This is a genomic window from Micromonospora sp. DT63 (assembly GCF_049841615.1).
Lineage (GTDB): Bacteria > Actinomycetota > Actinomycetes > Mycobacteriales > Micromonosporaceae > Micromonospora.
Genome location: NZ_JBNCKQ010000002.1, coordinates 819,680 through 838,998 on the forward strand (window position 1 = coordinate 819,680; position 19,319 = coordinate 838,998).

Consider the following 19,319-nt stretch of genomic DNA (forward strand, 5'->3'; position numbering starts at 1 on the left):
GGGCACGTTACTCGTTGAGGAAGCCGGAGATGCGCCCGCGCAGATCGGCGCGTTCCGACCAGAGAACGCCCGGCCGGTCGTACACGTGCAGGGTGGCCTGGGGCAGCGCGGCGGCGAGCTGCTCGGCGACCTCGACCGGATGCAGGTCGTCGCCGGCGCAGCCGATCACCAGGGCCGGCGCGGTGACCGCCGCCAGGGCGGTGGCGTCGCTCAGCGGCACCTGATCCGCCAGGGTGGCCAGGCCGTCGGCCAGACCGTCGCGGAGCAGTTGGTCGAGCCGCTGCCGCAGGTACGCCCAGCCGGCCGGCGTGTTGCGGACCGCCACCGGTAGTTCCAGTGAGACGACGTCGGCGACGGCCGAGGCGTCACCGCTCTCGACGGCCTCCAGCAGGGCGCTGACACGTTCCCAGGCGACCGGCCCACGGGGCTGGTCGAGCACCGCCGGCAGGAAGAACACCAGTTTCTCGAAGCGCTCCGGGCTCTCGGCCAGCAGGGCGCAGAGCGCGCCCGCGCCGAGGCTCGCCCCGAACGCGCGGCTGGCGCCACCGAGATCGGCGATGGCCCGCAGGTCGCGGGCCAGGTCGAGGTAGGTCCACGGGCCGGGCGGCGCCTCGGAGCGGCCGTGCCCCCGGAACTGGAAGAACAGCCGACGACCGGCCACCCCGCTGCCGAACGGTCGCGTGGTGGCGATCCCGTTGCCCAGCCCGTGCGCGAAGACGGTGACCGGATCACCGACGCCGGTGACCAGGCGCTCCAGCTGCACGCCGTGCGGGGTGGCGACCAGTTCCGTCTCCGGCTCCGGCAGAGCGGGCCGGCCGGTACGCGGCCCGCCCGGGCCCGGCCCCCAGGTGCGGGGGCCGCTGTCCGGTGGAGGGGGCCAGCGGAAACCTCTCACCAGAACCCTTTGCCGTCGCTGAGGTCGCGGAGACCGACCCGCACGTCGAGCAGGTAGATGAGCGCGGCGGCGATGCCGATCAGTCCGAAGAGGCTGATCGGACCGCGACTGAGCAGGATCAGCACGAGGCAGACCGCCAGGATGGCGATCCAGCCGCCCTTGGGCAGCGTCCCGATGGCGGAGAATGCGTCGGAGCGCTGCGTGATGGCATGCACCAACGCGACACCCTGGATGATCAACGCGAAGACGAGCAGGATCAGCTCGATCACGTAACGGACTTCGAACGCGAAGATCGGCGCGGCGGTGGCCATGCCGGCAAGTTTATGTCGGCGACCCCGACTACGTCCGTCAAGGACGCCGTCGGGATCGCCGACCTGACGAACTACTCGGCCGCCGGGCGGGTCCGCTTGGTGGCCCGGGGCAGCTTGGCCGACGGGGTCTCGGCTGCCGGCTTGGCGGCCTTCGCCCGGGCGGCCTTCTTGACGGCTGCCGGCTTGGCCTCGGCGATCTCGGCGACCTCGGCCGGGCTCGGCACCTCGGCCGGGGCCGGCGTCGCGGCCGGAGCCGTCGGGGCGGTCGCAGCCGTCGGGGCCGTCGCCTCGGCCGCGGCCGGCGCGGCCTGGGTGGCCTCGATGTCGGCGTTGACCGTCTCGGCGGCCTCCAGCACGCCGGCGCCGACGACCCGCTCGCCACGGGCCACCAGCGCGCCGTACGCGGCGAACGCCCGCTCCTGCGCGGCCTGGGCACCGGCGATCACCACGGCGGCGTTGCGGGTCGCGGCGGCTCGCAACTTGTCGATGTCGGCGACCTCGCGGAGCTTGGCCAGGTCGGCCGACTCGCGCAGCTTGGCGAGGTCCAGCTCGGCCTGCGCGCGACCGCGCAGGGTCTCGGCCGTCTCGTTGGCGGTACGCAGCGTCTCGGTGGCCTTCTGGCGCAGCTCGAAGCCGGTCAGCACCGCCCGGCCGCCGAGGTCGGCGACGACCCGGGTGCCGTGGAGACCGACGGTCGCGGGCAGCTTGCGCAGCTGCTCGATGGCCAGTTCGGCGGCACCGGCGGCGGCGTAGATCGGGGCGGGGATGCGGTTGGTCTTCGGCTCGGTCATGACGTCTCCTCCTCGGCCGCCTCGGCGGCCTTCCGGACCGCCGGTCCGGCGGCCTTCTTCTCGGGGGTGCTGGTGCTGCGCTTCTCGGGGGTGCTGGTGCTGCTGCCCGGGGCGGGTGCGGTGCCCGCCTCGGTGACGGCGACCGACTCGAGCACGGCCTCGGTCGGGGTGCCGCCCGCGGTGGTGGGGCCGGTGGCTGCCAGGTTGGCCACGTCGGCCGGCTCGTCGGCGACGTCGGTCGGGGTGGTCGCGGCGGCGGCCTGGGCCTCGGCCTGGGCCTCGGAGAGCCGGGCGTTCTCCCGGCGGAACGTCTCGTAGATCTGGCTGAGCGACTGCTTCTGGGCCATCGTGAGGTCGGTGTCCACCGCGATGGCGGCGAGCACACCGTGGCCCTCCTTGTCGTCGAGCAGCCCGGCCCGCAGGTACATCGCCGGGGTCGAGACCCGCAGCGCGCTGGCCAGTTGCTGGAGCACCTCGGCGCTGGGCTTGCGCAGCCCGCGCTCGATCTGACTGAGGTACGGGTTGCTGACCCCCGCCTGCTCGGCGAGCTGACGCAGCGAGATCTTGGCGTTGCGCCGCAGATCGCGGATGAACCCGCCGACGTCGGGAAGGTCCTTGGGTGTGGCCATGACCCCGACGCTAGTGCCGCGTGCTAGCTCCTGCAAGCGAAATGCTTGCCATAGTTAGCAAGGTCTCAGCACCACGTTTGCGCGCCGCTCGCCGGATCCGTACGGTCCGTTGGTGGACAAGATCACAGTCAACGGAGCACTTCTCGCGTACGACGAGGTCGGCACCGGCTCGCCAGTCGTACTGCTGCACGCCGGCATCGCCGACCGGCGGATGTGGCGGGGCGTCGTGCCCGCGCTCGCCGCCCGGCACCGGGTGATCGTCCCGGACCTGCGCGGGTACGGAGACTCGGAGCTGCCTCCGACGCCGTTCGCGCACCACGACGACGTGGCCGGCCTGCTGGACGCCCTCGACCTGCCCCGGGCCGCGCTGGTCGGCTGCTCCTTCGGTGGGTCGGTCGCCGTCGACACCGCGCTCGCGCATCCGGACCGGGTGAGCGCGCTGGCCCTCTTCGACACGGCGGTCTCCGGCAACGAGTGGTCCGAGGAGGCCAACGACCTCTGGGACGACCTGGTCGGCGAGGTCGACCCGGACGACTTCGTCGCCGGGGCGGCCGGCGAGGTGCGGTTCTGGGTGGTCGGGCCCGGCCGCCAGCCGGCCGACGTCGACCCCGGACTGCTGGCGTTCGCGCAGGAGATGGACCAGCGGGCCCTGGCCGCCGAGCTGGCGCTCGGTGCGGTCGAGGTGGGCGAGCTGACGCCTCCGGCCATCGGCCGCCTCGGTGAGCTGCGGGTGCCCGTCCTGGTCACCGCCGGCGCCGCCGACGTGCCGGACATCAGCCGCCTCGCCGACCGGATCGCCGCCGAGGTCCCCGGCGCGGTACGGCTGCCGGACGTGCCGGACGCCGCACACCTGTTGCCGCTGGAACGTCCGGAGCCGGTCAGCACCGCCCTGCTCGCGTTCCTGACCTGAACACAAACCCCGACCGCGCCTGGCGCCACCCACCCCGTCGATCATGAAGTTATTGCCACCCACGTCGGCGTGTCATGGCGATAACTTCATGATCAACGGGGTGGGGGCGGCTTACCAGAGCGGGCGGACCGCGCCTACCGGGAGGCCGCCGCCGAAGAGCGGGACCTCGGCGTACTCGGTCAGCACCGGGGCGTCCACGCCGAGCCGGCGCAGCGCGGAGACCAGCACCGGCATCCGGGCCCGGTCGGCCCCATCGTCGATCTTCAGAGCCACCGCGCCGACGCCCGGCAGCCCCACCGCGAACACGCCCTCGGCGCCGACCTTGGCCAGCAGGCCCGGGACACCGCGCATCAGCCGGGTGTCGTCGGCCTGCGTGCCACCGACGGTCTCCGGGTGCGCCCGCATCGCGTCGGCCACCGTGCGCGGCACCGAGCCCGGCTCGGCGTCGACCAGCCGGAGGAACGCCCCGGCCAGGCCGGTCAGCGACACCGCCAGCACCGGGGCACCACAACCGTCGACCCCCACCGCCGCCGCCTGCTCACCGGTGAACTCCTCGATGGCGGCCCGCAAACCCTGCTGCAACGGGTGCTCCGGCCGCCAGTAGCCGTCCCGCGGCCACCCGGCGGCCTCGCAGGTCAGCAGCATTCCACTGTGCTTGCCGGAGCAGTTCATCTGCACCCGGCTCGGCCCGCCCCCGGCCCGCAGCACCGCCTCCCGGGCCGCCGCACCCACCGGCAGGTCGGGCGGGCAGTGCAGCGCCGAAGCGTCCAACCCGGCCCGGTGAAGGAGCGCGCCGACCCGGGCCAGGTGGAAGTCCTCCCCCGCGTGGCTGGCCGAGACCAACGCCAGGTCGGCCGGATCGGTCAGCGGCAGGCCGGCGCGGAGCATCCCGATCGTCTGCATCGGCTTGCTGGCCGAGCGCGGAAAGATCGGCGCGGTCACGTCCCCGGCGGTCGCCAACGGCACCCCGGCGGCGTCCAGCACCACCACCGAGCCGCGGTGCGCGCCCTCCACGAACCCGGACCGGACCACCTCGGCGAGCGGCACGCCGCCCTCGTACGTCTTTCCCACGTGCTGGACGGTACCCAGGAGGCTGGACCGCCCGTCGGCGGGGTGACCAGGTCGTCCATCGCCCGGGTGACAGGGGCGCGGGAGGTTGCCGGCCTTACAGCCCGAGCAGCGCGCGGGCCTCGGTGGTGGTCAGCGGCGGACGCTGGGCGAGTTGCGCGAAGCCGACCGCGCGGGCGACCAACTGCATGTTGGACTCGACCGGCCGACCCTTGGCGTACGTCACCGTGTCCTCCATGCCGACCCGCAGGTGCCCGCCGGTCGACAGCGACGCCAGCAGCACCGGGAGCGTGCTCCGACCGATGCCGGTGGCCGAGAAGGTGGTGCCCGCCGGCAGGTCCGCCAGCATCCGGTGGGCGGCGACAAGCGTCTCGGTGGTGCCCGGCATGCCGCCCGGCACCCCCATCACGAAGTCGACGTGCACGTGCCCGCCCGCCGGCAGGCCGTACTTGCCGAGGAGCCGCTGCAACGCGGACAGGTGGCCGAGGTCGAAGATCTCGTACTCCGGCACGATGCCGCGCTCCTGCATCCGGGTGTGCAGGTCGACGATGAACTCCCAGCGGTTGAGGAAGACGTCGTCGCCGAAGTTGACGGTGCCCATGGTGCAGGAGGCCATGTCCGGACGCGCGTCGAGCACGGCGAGCCGGGACGCCTCCGGGTCGGTCACCGCGCCGCCGGAGGAGAGCTGCACGATCAGGTCGGTGCTCTCCCGCAGCGCCGCCACCGTCTCGGCCAGCCGGGCCGGGTCGAGGGTGGGCCGGGCCTCGTCGTCACGGATGTGGACGTGGATCACGGCGGCGCCGAGCGCCTCGCACTCCTTGGCGGTGAGCAGCAGCTCGTCCAGGGTCACCGGCAGCGCCGGCACCTCCGCCTTGGCCGACTCCGCGCCGGTCGGGGCCACCGTGATCAACGTCCCTGTCGTCATGCCGGCGATCCTAGACGCCCCGCTCAGGACGGGTCGATCGCCGCCGCGGTCTCGCCGATCATCAGCGGGGCGTCGTCCGGAACGTTCCGCTTCAGCACCGCGAGAGCGACCTGACCCAGTTCGTGGTGCAGCACGGCGGTCCCCACGAAGCCCACCGCCCGCCCGTCGAGGGTCACCGGCGTACCGGCTGTCGGCGGCTGGTCGGTGGTCACCCCGTCCAGGTGCAGCAGCACCAGGCGGCGCGGGGGCCGACCCATGTTGTGTACGCGGGCCACCGTCTCCTGGCCCCGGTAGCAGCCCTTGTCCAGGTGCACCGCCGGGCCGATGAGGTCCACCTCGGCCGGGATGGTCCGGTGGTCGGTGTCCACCCCGACCCGCGGCTGCCGGGCGGCGACCCGGATTGCCTCGTACGCCCAGAGGCCGGCGACCGGCACGCCCGCCCCACGCAGCTCGGCGACCACCTGCTCCATCGCCGAACGGGGAACCAGCAGGTCCACCCCGAGGACGCCACGTCGCGCCCAGCCGCCCATCGGCAGCGGTCGGACGTCGTACCGGATGCCCGCTCGGGGCGGCACGGCCCCGGCGGCGAACTTCGGACCCGGCACCGGCACCAGGTCCGGCGCGGCCAGCCCGGTCACGCCGAGCGTGCCCAGGGCCTCCGACGCCGCCGGCCCGACCAGCGACAGCAGTGCCCGCTCGGCGGTGGCGTCGCGGGGGTCGACCTTGCTGAAGAACCGCATCTTCTCCAGGTACGCGAGCAGGCCCTCGGTCGCCCCCGGCTCGGTGTCCAGCCAGGTGGTCTCGCCGTCCTCGGCGACCAGGGCGTGCTGCTCGACGTGCCCGTGCGGGGAGAGCACCAGCAGCTCCGTGCCCTCGCCGGCGGCCAGCGTGCTCAGGTGCTGCGAGGTGATCGTGTGCAGCCAGCCGGCCCGCTCCTCGCCGGGCACCGCGATGATCCCCCGGTGCGACCTGTCGACCAGGCCGACAGCGGTGTCCAGGACGCGCTGCTCGCGCAGCGGGTCGCCGTAGTGCGCGGCCACCCCCCGCACCCCGGCCGCGACGTGCGCCGGGTCCGGCTGGTCACGGCTGGCCTCGTCGATGCTCTCGACGGCCACCGCGCCCGCGATGTCGATCATGTTTGATCCCCGTTCTCGCAGCGGTCGCAGACGCCGAAGAGTGACACGTGCCCGATGTCCACCCGGAAACCCCGCTGCTCGGCCAACTGCTCGGCCAGCGGTCGGAGCAGCTCCGGATCGATCTCGTCGATCGCGCCGCACTCCCGGCAGACGAGGTGGACGTGTTGGTGCTCACCCGCCGCGTGGTAGGTCGGCGAACCGTGCGAGAGGTGGGTGTGGGTCACCAGGCCGAGCCGTTCCAGCAGCTCCAGCGTGCGGTAGATGGTGGTGATGTTGACGCCGGCGGCGACCTCCCGGACCGCGGTGTGCACCTGCTCCGGTGTGGCGTGGCCCAGATCGAGCACCGCCTGGAGGACGAGCTGCCGCTGGGCCGTCAGCCGCAGCCCACGGGCCCGGAGCATTTCCGCGAGGGAGGATTCGGACACCATCCGATCATAGTTCGGCGATCGCGCCGACCTCCTGCGCGCGCCCGACCGCCGCTACGCTCGGCGGTCATGGTGACGTCGTCCTCGGGCAGTGTCCCGGCCAGGCCGAGCGCGCGGATCGCGGTGCTGGGGCGCGGCCTGATCCCGGCGGACGAACCCCTGCTGCGCGGCGACGACCTGGGCGTCCTGCACGGCGACGGGCTCTTCGAGTCGATGCACCTGCGCCAGGGGCGGCCGTGGCTGCGCGACGAGCACCTGGCCCGGATGGCCAGGGCGGCGGCGGCCGTCGACCTGGACCTGCCCCCCACCGACGCACTTACCGATCTGCTCGACTCGGTGCTCGCGGGCTGGCCGGCGCAGGTGGAGGGCGCGCTGCGGCTGGTCTGCACCCGCGGCTCGGAGGCCGGTGGCCCGCCGACCGTCTACGCCACGCTGACCGCGGTGCCGGCGTCGTCGCTGGCGGCCCGACGGAACGGGATCGCCGTGGCCCTCCTGCCGCTGGGGGTGCCCGCCGCCGCGCGTACCGGCCTGGACTGGCTGCCGGCCGGGATCAAATCCACGTCGTACGCGGTCAACAGCGCCGCCCGCCGCTGGGCGCGCGCCAACGGGGTGGACGACGTGCTCTGGGTCTCGTCCGACGGGTACGCCCTGGAGGGGCCCATCGCCAACGTGGTGTGGCTCACCGGGGACACGATCTGCACGGTGCCCGCCGCCACCACCGGCATCCTGCCCGGCACGACCGTCGCCTGGCTGCTCGCCCACGCCCACGAGCTGGGCCTCGACGGCGCCGAACGGATGGTGACCCCGGCCGAGCTGCACGCCGCCGACGGCGTCTGGTTCAGCTCCTCGGTACGCGGACTCGCCGAGGTCCGGATGCTGGACGGGGTACGCCGGGACCGCTGCCCGCGTACCCCCGCCCTGCACGAACTGCTGGGTTTCCCCGTCGGCTGAGGCGTCAGCCGCCCACCCGGACGAGCCGGGCCGAGAGGTGCGGGCTGAGGGGGTGACCCATCGCCGCCATCTCCTGCGCGTAGAGCAGCGCGCCCTCGACGATGCCGAAGAGGCGGTGCCCGCCGGTGACCTCCTTGGCGGTCGCCGTCCGCACCACCGCGTCGGTGGCGAACTCGACCTGGGTGCCGGTGCGCTTGCCGAGGTGCAGCTCCATCACCCCGGTCGGCGTGCTCAGCAGCGCCTCCAGCTCGTCGGTGGCCCGGCCGTCCACCATGACCGGCCGCCACCAGCCGACCTCACGCCCGGCGGGGCGGACGGGCCGGCTCTGCTCGTCGAGGATCCAGGCGCGCGACTCGTAGTGCAGGAACGGCCGGCCGTCGTGGCTGATCCGGATCTCCTGCGCGTAGTCGAAGTCCTCGATCGTGGGGAAGCCACCCTTGCCCCGGCCACGCCACAGACCGATGTACGGCAACAGGCCGTCCAGCGCCGGGTGCAGCTTCGGGCCGACCCGCAGGTCGTGACTCTCCTCGAACGGGTACTCCTCGACCGGCGGCGCGTTCAGCCACGGCGGCTGCAGCGGGTTCTCGTCGCTCACCGTTCCACCTTCGTTCGCGACTGCGGGGCTCGCAGACCCGGCTCACTCCTCGCGCTCACCAACGTCCCCTCGAAATCTTCACTGCCAGGTAGACCAGGCCGCCAGCGAGCCCGCCCAGGCCGGCGACCAGCAGGCTGACGAACCCGATCTCGGTAACCATCGTGACCATCCTATGCTGGGCCCCATGGCCCGCTCTCTCGTCGTCAAGGTCACCGCTGGGATGGACGCCCCGGAGCGGTGCGCGCAGGCGTTCACTGTCGCCGCCACGGCTGTCGCGGCCGGCGTGGACGTGTCGCTCTGGCTGACCGGGGAGTCGACCTGGTTCGCGCTGCCCGGCCGCGCCCAGGAGTTCGAGCTGCCGCACTCCGCGCCGCTGGCCGAGCTGCTGCACGTCATCCTGACCAGTGGTCGGGTGACCGCCTGCACGCAGTGCGCGGCCCGGCGGGAGATCGGCCCGGACGACGTACTGCCCGGTGTGCGGATCGCGGGCGCCGCGGTCTTCGTCGAGGAGGCGTTGGCCGAGGGCGCGCAGGCGCTCGTCTACTGACCACCGGCACGCCCCGGGGCGACGGCATGGGCGGACTCCGGATACCGACCCGACATCTCGGACAGCTGCCTACGATTCGACTGTGACCGAGGCGACGGAGAGGTTCTTCGAATCGCTGCCGACGCGTGCGCCCACGATCCTGGGCGGCCTGGCCACGGGGACCCTGCAGATCGATCTCGGCATCGACCACCAGACCGAACACTGGCTGGTCCGGATGCGGCCGGGAGCGGTCCAGGCCAGCCGTGAGCGGGGCCCGGCCGACGCCATCTGGTACAGCAGCGCGGCCCTGTTCGACAGGCTGATCACCGGCGAGGCACAGGGACTCGCCGCGGTCCTGCGCAACGAGAGCACCTTCAGCGGTGACGTGGTGCTCTTCCTGGCCTTCCGCCGCTTCTTCCCGAACCCGCCGGGCACCCGTGACCCGCGCGAGGTGGCCCGACAGGCAGCCGGACGGCGGTCGTGAAGGATCTCGTCAGCATCCTGGACGGCAACACCTTCCTCGTCACCGACCACCGCGGAGACATCGAACCGTCCTTCGACTTCCCGACCGGGCTGTTCTCCTTCGACACGCGATTCCTGTCGAGCTGGGTGCTCACCCTCGACGGCGAGCGGCTGCACGCCCTCTCCGTGGACGACAGCGAGTCGTACCGGACCACGTTCTTTCTCGCGCCCGGCGAACCCACCCACTACCTCGACGCCAAGGTGTCGATGATCCGTCGGCGGGAGATCGGAGGTGGCTTCGAGGAGGAGCTGACCGTCCTCAACTACTCCGGCGCGGAGGCCGAGTTCACCGTCCGGGTCGAGATGGGCAGCGACTTCGCCGACCTGTTCGAGATCAAGCACGCCCAGCAGAAGGTCGGCCGGACGACCATCGGGGTGACCAACGACGAGCTGCGGTTGACGTACCGGCGGGAGGCCTTCCACCGCGAGACAGTGGTCCGCTCGACGGTGCCGGCGCAGGTCGACGCCGCCGGGATGACCTTCCGGGTCCGGATCGGGCGCAACAGCGAGTGGACGACCCGGCTGCACGTCTCCACTGTCGTCTACGGGGCGCGGGAGGAGGACATCCGGGCCACCCTGCCGTTCGCGGGCAACCGCGGCGCGGATGCCATCCGCGCCGAGCAGCAGGAGCTGATCGACCGGGCGCCCACGCTCGGCTGTGACTGCCAGCCGCTGGCCGGGGCGTACCGACGGAGCCTCAACGACCTGGCAGCGCTGCGCTACGAGTCGATCGCCCTGGGCGCACGGCTGATCGCCGCCGGGCTGCCGTGGTTCATGACCCTGTTCGGTAGGGACAGCATCATCACCTCGTTGCAGGTGCTGCCGTTCCTGCCGGAGCTGGTCCCGGCGACCATCCTCATGCTCGCCGGTCTCCAGGGGCACCGGGTGGACGACTTCCGCGACGAGGAGCCCGGCAAGATCCTGCACGAGCTGCGGTACGGCGAGACCGCCGGTTTCGAGGAGCAGCCGCACTCGCCGTACTACGGGTCGGCCGACTCGACGCCGCTGTTCGTCATCCTGATCGACGAGTACGAGCGCTGGACCGGCGACACCGCGCTGGTCAAGCGGCTGGAGCCACACGTCCGGGCGGCCCTTGAGTGGATCGACACGTACGGCGACCTGCTCGGCACCGGCTACCTCTGGTACCGCACCCGCAACCCCGAGACCGGGCTGCAGAACCAGTGCTGGAAGGACTCCTGGGACGCCATCTCGTACGCCGACGGCCGGCTGCCCGGCTTCCCCCGGGCCACCTGCGAGCTGCAGGGCTACGCGTACGACGCGAAGATCCGGGCCGCGCGGCTGGCCCGGAAGATCTGGAACGACCCGGCGTACGCCGACCGGCTGGAGCGGGAGGCGGCGGCGCTCAAGCAGCGGTTCAACCACGACTTCTGGATCGCCGACCGGGAGTACTACGCGCTCGCCCTGGACGCCGACGGCCGGCAGGTGGACGCGCTCACGTCGAACATCGGGCACCTGTTGTGGAGCGGGATCGTGGACGAGCCCCGAGCCGGCAAGGTGGTCGGCCACCTGCTCGGGCCTCGGCTCTTCTCCGGCTGGGGCGTGCGGACCCTGGCCGAGGGCGAGGGTAGGTACAACCCGATCGGCTACCACGTGGGCACCGTGTGGCCGTTCGACAACTCGATCATCGCCTGGGGCCTGGGCCGGTACGGCTACCGGGAGGAGGCCGGGCTGATCTGCGACGCGATGCTCGCGGCGTCCCGCTACTTCGACGGGCGGCTGCCGGAGGCGTTCGCCGGCTACGCCCGCAGCCGCACCGGCTACCCGGTGGAGTACCCGACCGCGTGCAGCCCGCAGGCCTGGTCGAGCGGCACGCCGCTGCTGTTGCTGCGGGTCATGCTGGGGCTGGAACCGCAGGGCGAACACCTGATCATCGATCCGGCCGTGCCACCGGGCATGGGCCGGGTGGAGCTGCTGGACATTCCCGGCCGCTGGGGCCGGGTGGACGCGTTGGGTCGCAGCCGAGGCCCGCAGGACCAGCAGACGGGCCGCTGACCCGGGCCCGACGTTCGGCTCAGGCGGGGCAGCCGACGGTGGCGGCGACCCGTGCGGTGTCCGGGCCGAGTTCGGCCAGCACGGTGACGTCGCCGGCGCGGTACGCGTACACCGGGGGGTTGTCCAGCAGTGGGGCGTCCCCGGCCAGCGGGGCGAGCGCGCCGGCGGTGGCCGGGCCCGGCCCGGCGGCGGACCGTGCGGTACGGGCCACGGCGCCGTCCGGGCACGGCGCGGTGACCAGGTCCGGCGCGGCGTCGCCCGGCCGGTCGAGCGCGGTCAGGGCGGCCGTCAGGGCAACGGCCTCCGGGCCGGCGCCGGTGGCCGGCTTCGGGTCGTAGCCGGCGCCCAGCGGCCGGCAGCCGGTGTCGACTGTCAACCGGAGCCGGCCATCCCCGGTCGGTCGTCCCTCGACGGCGACGAATTCGCCCGCGTCGGCGTGGAGTTCCGGCCCGTCAAGGCCGGGGCCGACGCCGGCCCGCCAGGTGGACGGCAGCCGGTCGGCGATGCCGGCCAGCACGGTGCGCTCGGTGCCGGCGGGCGCGAGCACGCCGACCTCGCGCCGCAGCGCGGCGCCGTCGGAGAACGGGGTGACGCGGCAGCCGGCGTCGACCCGCACCGGGCCCAGCTCCAGCAGCCCGGCCGTGCCGGCGGCCCGGGCCAGCTCACCGACGGCCCGGTCGACCACCGGGGCGGCCTTGTCGAGGGACCGCTGCTCGCGCACCGTCGGCGGGTCGTCGCGGACCGACATCCAGGCCAGGCCGGCCAGCAGCACGGCCCACAACACTGTCGCGACCAGCAGCCAGCGCCGCCCACGCCGGGTCGGTGCCGGCGCGGGGGGATCGCTCGACGGGGCCCAACCCGTCTGGACAGCACCGCTCACCCGGCCATGGTGTCACGGGCGGTCCTCCGCACCGGAGGCAGCGGTCGGCGGTCGGGGTGACGGCGGAAGATCAGGCCGGCCGGGGCGGCGGATCGAGCCGGTAGCCGACCCCGCGCACGGTGTGCACCCGCGGCCCACCCGGCAACCCGTGCAGCTTGCGCCGGAGCCGCTTGATCGCGGAGTGCAGGATCGCCGTGTCGCCGAGGTACGTGCCGGCCCAGACCGCGGCGAAGAGCTGCTCGTGGCTCCACACCACGAGCGGTGGACCGACGAGCCGAGCGAGCAGCTCCCGTTCGGTACGGGTGAGCGGGAGTGGATCGCCACGCCAGGTGACCACGTGCCCGGCCCGGTCGACGACCAGCTCACCCCAGCTGATGCGCCCCTGCGGCGACGGCATGGTGCTCGGTCCGACGGCCGGTGCCGCGCCTGCCGACGGTGGCAACAGCATCGCCCGCAGCTGGGCCAGGTCCGCGCAGGTCACTATCGGACCGTCGAGCTGCCGCAGCACCCGCTCGCGCACCGAGGCGTCCGCACTGACGCAGACGACGATCGGGACCTCCGCACCGGGCCCGCCGACTCCGCCCGCACCACCCGCTACCACCACCCGAAGATAGTGACGGATGCCGATGCATTTCGGGGCCCCGTCGCAACGGTCGGAATGACGCCACGTCACTGACCAGGCACTGACCGGCGTTGTTCACTGTGCACGGCGGTGCGCGCCCGTCCCGAACCCGTCGGGACCCAACGTGGGGAGGAACAGTGCTCCGACCATCAACCCTGAGGTCCGCTCTCTGGCGGACGGCCGTCGCGTGCTGCGCGGCCCTGCTGGCCCTCACCGCCCAGCCCGCGGTGGCCGCCCGACCCGCGCCCCGGCCGACACCGGCCCGCGTGGACCAGCGCCTGCTCGGCCAGCTCGGCACGTCGGGCAGCGCGAGCTTCCTGGTCTACCTGCGGGACACCGCGCCGCTGAGCCGGACGGCGAAGCTGCGCGACCCGGACGATCGGGCGCGCGAGGTGCGCCGGCTGCTCACGACGACCGCCAGGCGCACCCAGAAGGGTCTGCGCTCGCTGCTCACCACCCGCAAGGCGCCGTACACCACGTACTGGATCGCCAACGCCGTGCGCGTGACAGGTGACCGGGCGCTGCTCGACCAGATCGCCAAGCGACCCGAGGTGGCCCGGATCGAGCCCAGCCGCAGCTATCCCCTGCTCCGGCCGAAACCGGTCACCGGCGGCCGCGTCACCGCCAACGGCGCCGAGTGGGGACTCACCAACATCAACGCCCCGCAGGTGTGGAGCGAGTTCGCCGACCGTGGCGAGGGCATGGTGGTCGCCAACATCGACAGCGGCGTCCAGTACGACCACCCGGCGCTGGTGGGGGCGTACCGCGGCAACCTCGGCGGTGGCGCGTTCGACCACAACCACAACTGGTACGACCCGGCGGGCGTGTGCCCGAGCGCCGCGCCCTGCGACAACAACGGCCACGGCACGCACACCATGGGCACGATGGTCGGCGACGACCGCGCCGGCAACCAGATCGGCGTCGCACCCGGCGCGAAGTGGATCACCGCGAAGGGCTGCGAGACCGACTCCTGCACCGACTCATCGTTGCTCGCGGCCGGCCAGTGGGTGCTGGCACCGACCGACCTGAACGGCCAGAACCCCCGCCCCGACCTGCGCCCCGACGTGGTCAACAACTCCTGGGGCGGCGCCGGCGGCGACCCGTGGTTCCAGCAGACCATCGCGGCCTGGCGGGCGGCCGGCATCTTCGGCGTCTTCGCGGCGGGCAACGACGGCCCGGCCTGCGGCAGCGCCGGCTCACCCGGAGACAACGCCAACGCGTACGCGGTCGGCTCGTACGACGTGCACGACGCGATCTCCGACTTCTCCGGGCGGGGTGGCGGCACCGACACGTTGTCGTACAAGCCGAACGTCGCCGCACCGGGCAGCAACGTGCGCTCCAGCGTTCCGGGCGACTCCTACGCCGCCTTCGACGGCACCTCGATGGCCGCGCCGCACGTCTCCGGCACCGTCGCGCTGCTCTGGTCGGCGGCGCCGAGCCTGAAGGGTGACGTCACCGCCACCGAGGAGCTGCTGGACCGGACCGCCCGCGACGTCGACGCCACCGCCTGCGGAGGTACCGCCGCCGACAACAACGTCTTCGGCGAGGGCCGGCTGGACGCGTACGCGGCGGTGCGGGACGCCCCGCGCGGCGCCGTCGGGCGGATCACCGGCACGGTCACCGCCGCCGCTGACGGCGAGCCGATCGCCGGCGCGACAGTCGGCGACGGCACCCGCAGCGCCACCACCGGCGCGGACGGCCGGTACGCGCTCACTGTGCCGGCCGGCGCGGCCACTGTCACCGTCAGCGCCTACGGGTACGCCGCGCGGACGGCCACCGTCACCGTCACCGAGGGCGGCACGGTCACCGAGGACTTCGCCCTGACGGCGAACCCGTCGGTCACCGTGAGCGGCCGGGTCACCGACGGCTCCGGGCACGGCTGGCCGCTCTACGCCCGGATCGAGGTCACCGGCCGTCCCGGCGGACCGGTGTTCACCGACCCGGCCACCGGGCGGTACTCGTTCACCGTGCCGGGCGACACCACGTACCGGCTCACCGTCACCGCCCGCTACCCCGGCTACCGCACGATCACCCGGGACGTGGCCACCGGCGACGGGCCGGTTCCGGCCGACATCGCCGTACCTGTCGAGACCGCCTGCACGGCGGCCGGTTACACCGGCAGCTTCGGCACGCCGCTCCTGGCCGAAAGCTTCGACGGCGCCGCCGCGCCGGACGGCTGGTCGGTCCGCGACCGCACCGGGGACGGCGGCTGGACCTTCGACGACGCCGGTGAGCGGGGCAACCTCACCGGCGGCAGCGGCGCCTTCGCCATCGCCGACAGCGACCGTCTCGGCTCCGGTAGGACCCAGGACACCGACCTGGTGACCCCGACCGTCGACCTGCGCTCCACGCCCGCGCCGGTGCTGCGGTTCCACAGCGACTGGCGGGCGGTCGGCGTGACCGATGCCGCCGACGTGGACGTCTCCACCGACGGCGGCACCACCTGGACCACGGTGTGGCACCAGACCAGCAGCCGACGTGGACCGCTGCTCGAGGAGGTGCCCCTGGATCCGGCTGCCGGGGCGTCCGCCGTGCAGGTCCGGTTCCGCTTCCACGGCACCTTCGCGTGGTGGTGGCAGGTGGACGACGTGCAGCTGGTCAACCGCGACTGCGTGCCGGCAGCCGGCGGTCTGGTGCTCGGCCTGACCACCGACCGCAACACCGGCACCCCGCTCAACGGGGTCACGGTGGTGAGCGCCGACCGACCGGCGGACCGTGGCACGTCGGCGTCGACACCTGACGACCCGGCCCTGCCGGACGGCTTCTATCGGCTCTTCTCCGGGCTGACCGGGGCGCACCGGTTCACGGCCAGCCGTGCGCCGTACCAGGCGGCCACGCAGACGGCGACGGTGACTGCCGACGAGGTCCGACGGCTGGACGTCGCGCTGGCCGCCGGCAGACTCACCGTCACCCCCACGAACGTCCAGTCGTACCAGTCGTACGGCAGCACCCGGACCACGAAGCTGACGGTCCGCAACACCGGAAGCGCGCCGGCCGCCGTCAACCTGGTGGAGCGCGGCGGGCGGTTCGACCTGCTGTCCAGGGCCGGTGCGCCGCTGCGGGAGCAACGGATGAAGGGGATCAGCAAGGCCCGCACGGGTACCGCGTACGGCGGGGCGGAGACCGGAACCGAGGCCGCGCCACGGGCGCAGGACGGGTGGACCGGTATCGCCGACCTGCCCGCCGGCGTCTACGACAACGCGGCGGCCACCCTCGACGGGAAGGTCTACTCCGTCGGCGGTGGCGGTGGCAGCGGCCTGGAAGGCAAGGCGTGGCGCTACGACCCCGACACGGACGCCTGGGCCGCGCTGCCCGACCTGCCGACCGCGCGGGCCAAGCCGGTCGCGGCGGCCGTCGGCGGCAAGGTGTACGTCCTCGGTGGCTGGGGAGTCGACGACAACACGGTCGCCTCGGTGGACGTGTTCGACCCTGCCACGGAACGGTGGAGCACGGTGGCCGGAGCGACCAACCCGTTCCCGGCGGCGGCTGCCGGCGGCGCGGTGACCGGTGGGAAGGTCTACCTGGTCGGGGGCTGCCTGGACAACGACTGCACCGACTCGGACCGGCTCGTCGTCTTCGACCCGGCGACCGGCGCGTTGCACACCGGCGCGTCCTACCCGCATCGGGTCTCCTGGCTCTCCTGCGGCGGGATCGGCAGCGCGATCTACTGTGCCGGCGGCACCGGCGGCACCGAGTACACCGACGCCTACCGCTACGACCCGGCGGCGGACGCGTGGCGCCCACTGCCGAACCTGCCGCTGGACCTCTGGGGTTCCCAGTACACGGCGGCCGGGGACCTCCTGGTCCTGGCCGGCGGGGTCACGGCCGCGTCGACAACGGTGACCAACCGGACCATCGCGTACGACCCGGTGGCCGGAGGTTGGCGCGACCTGCCAAACGTCCAGTTCGGCAGGTACCGAGGCGCCGCCGCCTGCGGCGCGTACAAGATCGGTGGTTCGCCGTCGTCCTTCGTGGGCTCCGCCGAGAGTGAGCGGCTGAGCGGCCTGGAGCTGTGCGACGGGGAGGCGGACCTTCCCTGGCTCGCCACGACACCGGGCACCTTCACGCTGGCCGCGGGCGCCTCCCGAACGGTCACCGTCACCATGAGCGCCACTGTCGCGGCCGGCGTGGACCAGCCGGGCACCTACTCCGGCGAGCTGGGCGTCGCATCCGACACGCCGTACCGCGTCTCAGCGGTGCCGGTGCGGATGAACGTGTCGCCGCCGGCCAGCTGGGGCAGGATCCAGGGCACCGTCACCGGGGTCACCTGCGCCGGGGTCACCGTCGGGGTCGCGGCGACGGTCCGGGTGAACCGGGTGGGGACGACTACCGGCTACACCCTGACCGCGGACGCCCAGGGCCGGTACGTGTGGTGGCTGCCGAAGGGCCGCTACGACGTGATCGTCGCCAAGGACGCCTGGGTGCCGCAGACGCAGCGCACGCGGATCGAGGCGGGCATCGTCGACACACTCGACTTCACCCTCGATCCGGTCTCGTCCTGCACGAGAGCCACCGGCATCTGACCCGACACGCGTGGGTGGCCGGCGACCTGTCGGCCGCCGGCCACCCGCGCGACGACGACCGGGGCCGGTCACCCTCTGCGGGTGACCGGCCCCGGTCGATCAGAGCGATGGGTCAGGCGACGGTGACGGCGACCTCGTTGATGCCCCGGCCGGCAGTGACGGCGGCGTCGCCGTTGCCGTGCCGGGACAGCGCCCGCAGCGTCCAGGAACCGGGCGCGGCGAAGAACCGGAACTGGCCGGCCGCCGAGGTGACAACCTCGGCGGTGAACTCACCTGTCGAGTCGAGCAGCCGGACGTACGCGCCCGGCACGACCTCGTCCGCCGACGAGCGGACGACGCCGGTGATGACGGTTTCCTTCTCCAGGTCCAGGCTGGCCGGCAGCGGCGCGGCCTGGTCGGGTGCGGCGCAACCCGCGGCGGTGGGAGCAGTCATGGCGGATCAGGCCTCCCCGGGCTCGTCGCCGAGCGCGACAGGCACGCCGACGAGCGAGCCGTACTCGGTCCACGAACCGTCGTAGTTCTTCACGTTGCGGTGACCGAGCAGCTCCTGCAGCACGAACCAGGTGTGCGAGGAACGCTCGCCGATCCGGCAGTACGCGATGGTCTCCTTGCTGTCGTCCAGCCCCGCGTCGCCGTAGATCCTGCGCAGCTCGTCGTCGGAGCGGAAGGTGCCGTCCTCGTTGGCCGCCTTGGACCACGGGACGCTGATCGCGGTCGGGATGTGACCGGCCCGCTGCGCCTGCTCCTGCGGCAGGTGCGCGGGGGCGAGCAGCCGACCGGCGAACTCGTCGGGGCTGCGCACGTCGACCAGGTTCTTGGCGCCGATCGCGGCGACGACCTCGTCGCGGAAGGCCCGGATGGAGGTGTCCGGCTCCTGCGCGACGTACTGGGTCGCCGGGCGGGCCGCCGTCTCGGTGACCAGCGGGCGGGCGTCCAGCTCCCACTTCTTGCGACCGCCGTCGAGCAGCTTCACGTCGCGGTGGCCGTAGAGCTTGAAGTACCAGTAGGCGTACGCCGCGAACCAGTTGTTGTTGCCGCCGTACAGGATCACGGTGTCGTCGTTGCTGATGCCCCGCTCGGACAGCAGCGCCTCGAACTGGGTCTTGTTGACGAAGTCCCGGCGGACCTGGTCCTGGAGGTCGGTCTTCCAGTCGATCTTGATGGCGCCGGCGATGTGGCCGGTCTCGTAGGCCGAGGTGTCCTCGTCGACCTCGACGAAGACGACGCCCGGGGCGTCGAGGTTCTTCTCGGCCCACTCGGCCGATACGAGTGCGGTGTCGCGACTCATCGAATCACTCCCTGGTGAGGATGGATGGTGAGCCAACGCGCGAATATCGATGGGTTGAACTGTCGCACCGCGCGCGGGACCCAGCGGAAGGACGGGATCACGGGTTCGTGCGACGGCGCCGCTGCCGGGCGTTCGGTGGGATCACCGGAAAGGGTCGAGGACCCTGCGTGCCGGTGGCCGCCGTCAGGCGGCCGAAAACAGCCCCGCCGTCAGATGACAGGGCGACACAGGCAGGTGGCCACGCGGCACAGGTCGACCGCGCGCCGTTTGGTGAGGTGGGTCCCCATGAGCACGGAGCCTACCAGCCAG

Annotated in this window: 21 protein-coding genes; 6 read left to right on the plus strand and 15 right to left on the minus strand. The window is 73.1% G+C overall.

The window, feature by feature from the left end; genetic code table 11:
- Positions 1-7: 7 nt before the first annotated feature.
- From ACLQ27_RS10625 to ACLQ27_RS10640, 4 genes are all read right to left on the minus strand, one after another.
- A complete protein-coding gene (locus ACLQ27_RS10625) occupies positions 8-895 on the minus strand; it encodes an alpha/beta fold hydrolase (protein ID WP_234582318.1) in 888 nt (295 codons plus the stop codon).
- Positions 892-1,206: a DUF2516 family protein gene (locus tag ACLQ27_RS10630; protein ID WP_234582317.1), complete on the minus strand. Its 315-nt coding sequence runs from the start codon at positions 1,204-1,206 to the stop codon at positions 892-894. The genes ACLQ27_RS10625 and ACLQ27_RS10630 overlap by 4 nt, the downstream gene beginning before the upstream one ends.
- Before the next feature lie 71 nt (positions 1,207-1,277).
- Positions 1,278-1,997, minus strand: a complete 720-nt coding sequence (locus ACLQ27_RS10635; protein ID WP_234582316.1) for a hypothetical protein — start codon at positions 1,995-1,997, stop codon at positions 1,278-1,280.
- Positions 1,994-2,626 carry a helix-turn-helix domain-containing protein gene (locus ACLQ27_RS10640; protein WP_425866538.1) on the minus strand — a complete coding sequence of 211 codons (633 nt, stop codon included), beginning with the start codon at positions 2,624-2,626 and terminating at the stop codon, positions 1,994-1,996. The genes ACLQ27_RS10635 and ACLQ27_RS10640 overlap by 4 nt, the downstream gene beginning before the upstream one ends.
- 112 nt (positions 2,627-2,738) lie before the next feature.
- On the opposite strand from ACLQ27_RS10640, the gene ACLQ27_RS10645 reads away from it, so the two are divergent.
- On the plus strand, positions 2,739-3,536 hold the full coding sequence (locus ACLQ27_RS10645; protein WP_357575024.1) for an alpha/beta fold hydrolase: 798 nt from the start codon (positions 2,739-2,741) through the stop codon (positions 3,534-3,536).
- A gap of 111 nt (positions 3,537-3,647) precedes the next feature.
- On the opposite strand, the gene ACLQ27_RS10650 is transcribed toward ACLQ27_RS10645, so the two are convergent.
- The 4 genes from ACLQ27_RS10650 to ACLQ27_RS10665 all read right to left on the minus strand — a co-directional run bounded on the left by ACLQ27_RS10650 (position 3,648) and on the right by ACLQ27_RS10665 (position 7,093).
- Positions 3,648-4,607: an asparaginase gene (locus tag ACLQ27_RS10650; RefSeq protein WP_425866540.1), complete on the minus strand. Its 960-nt coding sequence runs from the start codon at positions 4,605-4,607 to the stop codon at positions 3,648-3,650.
- 94 nt (positions 4,608-4,701) lie between these two features.
- A complete protein-coding gene (locus ACLQ27_RS10655) occupies positions 4,702-5,529 on the minus strand; it encodes a 3-keto-5-aminohexanoate cleavage protein (protein ID WP_357494769.1) in 828 nt (275 codons plus the stop codon).
- Positions 5,530-5,552: 23 nt separating this feature from the next.
- The gene (locus tag ACLQ27_RS10660) at positions 5,553-6,665 is read right to left on the minus strand and encodes a YgfZ/GcvT domain-containing protein (protein WP_357494771.1); all 1,113 of its coding nucleotides are present in this window, start codon (positions 6,663-6,665) and stop codon (positions 5,553-5,555) included.
- Positions 6,662-7,093 (minus strand): Fur family transcriptional regulator, encoded by a 432-nt coding sequence (locus ACLQ27_RS10665; RefSeq protein ID WP_357494773.1) that lies wholly within the window; start codon positions 7,091-7,093, stop codon positions 6,662-6,664. The genes ACLQ27_RS10660 and ACLQ27_RS10665 overlap by 4 nt, the downstream gene beginning before the upstream one ends.
- Positions 7,094-7,159: 66 nt before the next feature.
- Here ACLQ27_RS10665 and ACLQ27_RS10670 point away from each other — a divergent pair, with 66 nt between their 5' ends.
- Positions 7,160-8,041, plus strand: a complete 882-nt coding sequence (locus tag ACLQ27_RS10670) for an aminotransferase class IV (protein WP_425866544.1) — start codon at positions 7,160-7,162, stop codon at positions 8,039-8,041.
- A gap of 4 nt (positions 8,042-8,045) precedes the next feature.
- Here the strand turns inward: ACLQ27_RS10670 and ACLQ27_RS10675 are convergent, their stop codons facing one another.
- A complete protein-coding gene (locus tag ACLQ27_RS10675; protein WP_357494777.1) occupies positions 8,046-8,636 on the minus strand; it encodes an FABP family protein in 591 nt (196 codons plus the stop codon).
- A 55-nt stretch (positions 8,637-8,691) separates the two neighbouring features.
- Positions 8,692-8,796: a small membrane protein MtfM gene (mtfM, locus tag ACLQ27_RS10680; protein ID WP_305076120.1), complete on the minus strand. Its 105-nt coding sequence runs from the start codon at positions 8,794-8,796 to the stop codon at positions 8,692-8,694.
- A 12-nt stretch (positions 8,797-8,808) separates the two neighbouring features.
- Between mtfM and ACLQ27_RS10685 the strand changes: the two genes are divergently transcribed.
- The 3 genes from ACLQ27_RS10685 to ACLQ27_RS10695 all read left to right on the plus strand — a co-directional run bounded on the left by ACLQ27_RS10685 (position 8,809) and on the right by ACLQ27_RS10695 (position 11,697).
- A complete protein-coding gene (locus ACLQ27_RS10685) occupies positions 8,809-9,183 on the plus strand; it encodes a DsrE family protein (RefSeq protein ID WP_357494779.1) in 375 nt (124 codons plus the stop codon).
- Between the two features lie 82 nt (positions 9,184-9,265).
- Positions 9,266-9,646, plus strand: coding sequence for an SCP2 sterol-binding domain-containing protein (locus tag ACLQ27_RS10690; protein ID WP_357494781.1), 381 nt, complete (start codon positions 9,266-9,268; stop codon positions 9,644-9,646).
- The gene (locus ACLQ27_RS10695; RefSeq protein ID WP_357494783.1) at positions 9,643-11,697 is read left to right on the plus strand and encodes an amylo-alpha-1,6-glucosidase; all 2,055 of its coding nucleotides are present in this window, start codon (positions 9,643-9,645) and stop codon (positions 11,695-11,697) included. Before ACLQ27_RS10690 ends, ACLQ27_RS10695 begins: the two co-directional genes overlap by 4 nt.
- A 19-nt stretch (positions 11,698-11,716) precedes the next feature.
- On the opposite strand, the gene ACLQ27_RS10700 is transcribed toward ACLQ27_RS10695, so the two are convergent.
- Entirely contained in the window at positions 11,717-12,577 is an 861-nt protein-coding gene (locus tag ACLQ27_RS10700; protein WP_425866548.1) for a hypothetical protein, read from the minus strand.
- 70 nt (positions 12,578-12,647) lie between these two features.
- A complete protein-coding gene (locus ACLQ27_RS10705) occupies positions 12,648-13,127 on the minus strand; it encodes a winged helix-turn-helix domain-containing protein (protein ID WP_357494977.1) in 480 nt (159 codons plus the stop codon).
- A 209-nt stretch (positions 13,128-13,336) separates the two neighbouring features.
- On the opposite strand from ACLQ27_RS10705, the gene ACLQ27_RS10710 reads away from it, so the two are divergent.
- Positions 13,337-17,722, plus strand: a complete 4,386-nt coding sequence (locus tag ACLQ27_RS10710) for a S8 family serine peptidase (protein WP_425866550.1) — start codon at positions 13,337-13,339, stop codon at positions 17,720-17,722.
- Positions 17,723-17,834: 112 nt separating this feature from the next.
- Here ACLQ27_RS10710 and ACLQ27_RS10715 read toward each other — a convergent pair whose 3' ends face one another.
- From ACLQ27_RS10715 to ACLQ27_RS10725, 3 genes are all read right to left on the minus strand, one after another.
- Positions 17,835-18,155, minus strand: a complete 321-nt coding sequence (locus tag ACLQ27_RS10715; RefSeq protein WP_357494787.1) for a DUF1416 domain-containing protein — start codon at positions 18,153-18,155, stop codon at positions 17,835-17,837.
- A gap of 6 nt (positions 18,156-18,161) precedes the next feature.
- On the minus strand, positions 18,162-19,010 hold the full coding sequence (locus tag ACLQ27_RS10720; protein ID WP_425866552.1) for a sulfurtransferase: 849 nt from the start codon (positions 19,008-19,010) through the stop codon (positions 18,162-18,164).
- Positions 19,011-19,219: 209 nt separating this feature from the next.
- Positions 19,220-19,297 (minus strand): Ms5788A family Cys-rich leader peptide, encoded by a 78-nt coding sequence (locus ACLQ27_RS10725; RefSeq protein WP_310503780.1) that lies wholly within the window; start codon positions 19,295-19,297, stop codon positions 19,220-19,222.
- Positions 19,298-19,319 lie beyond the last annotated feature (22 nt).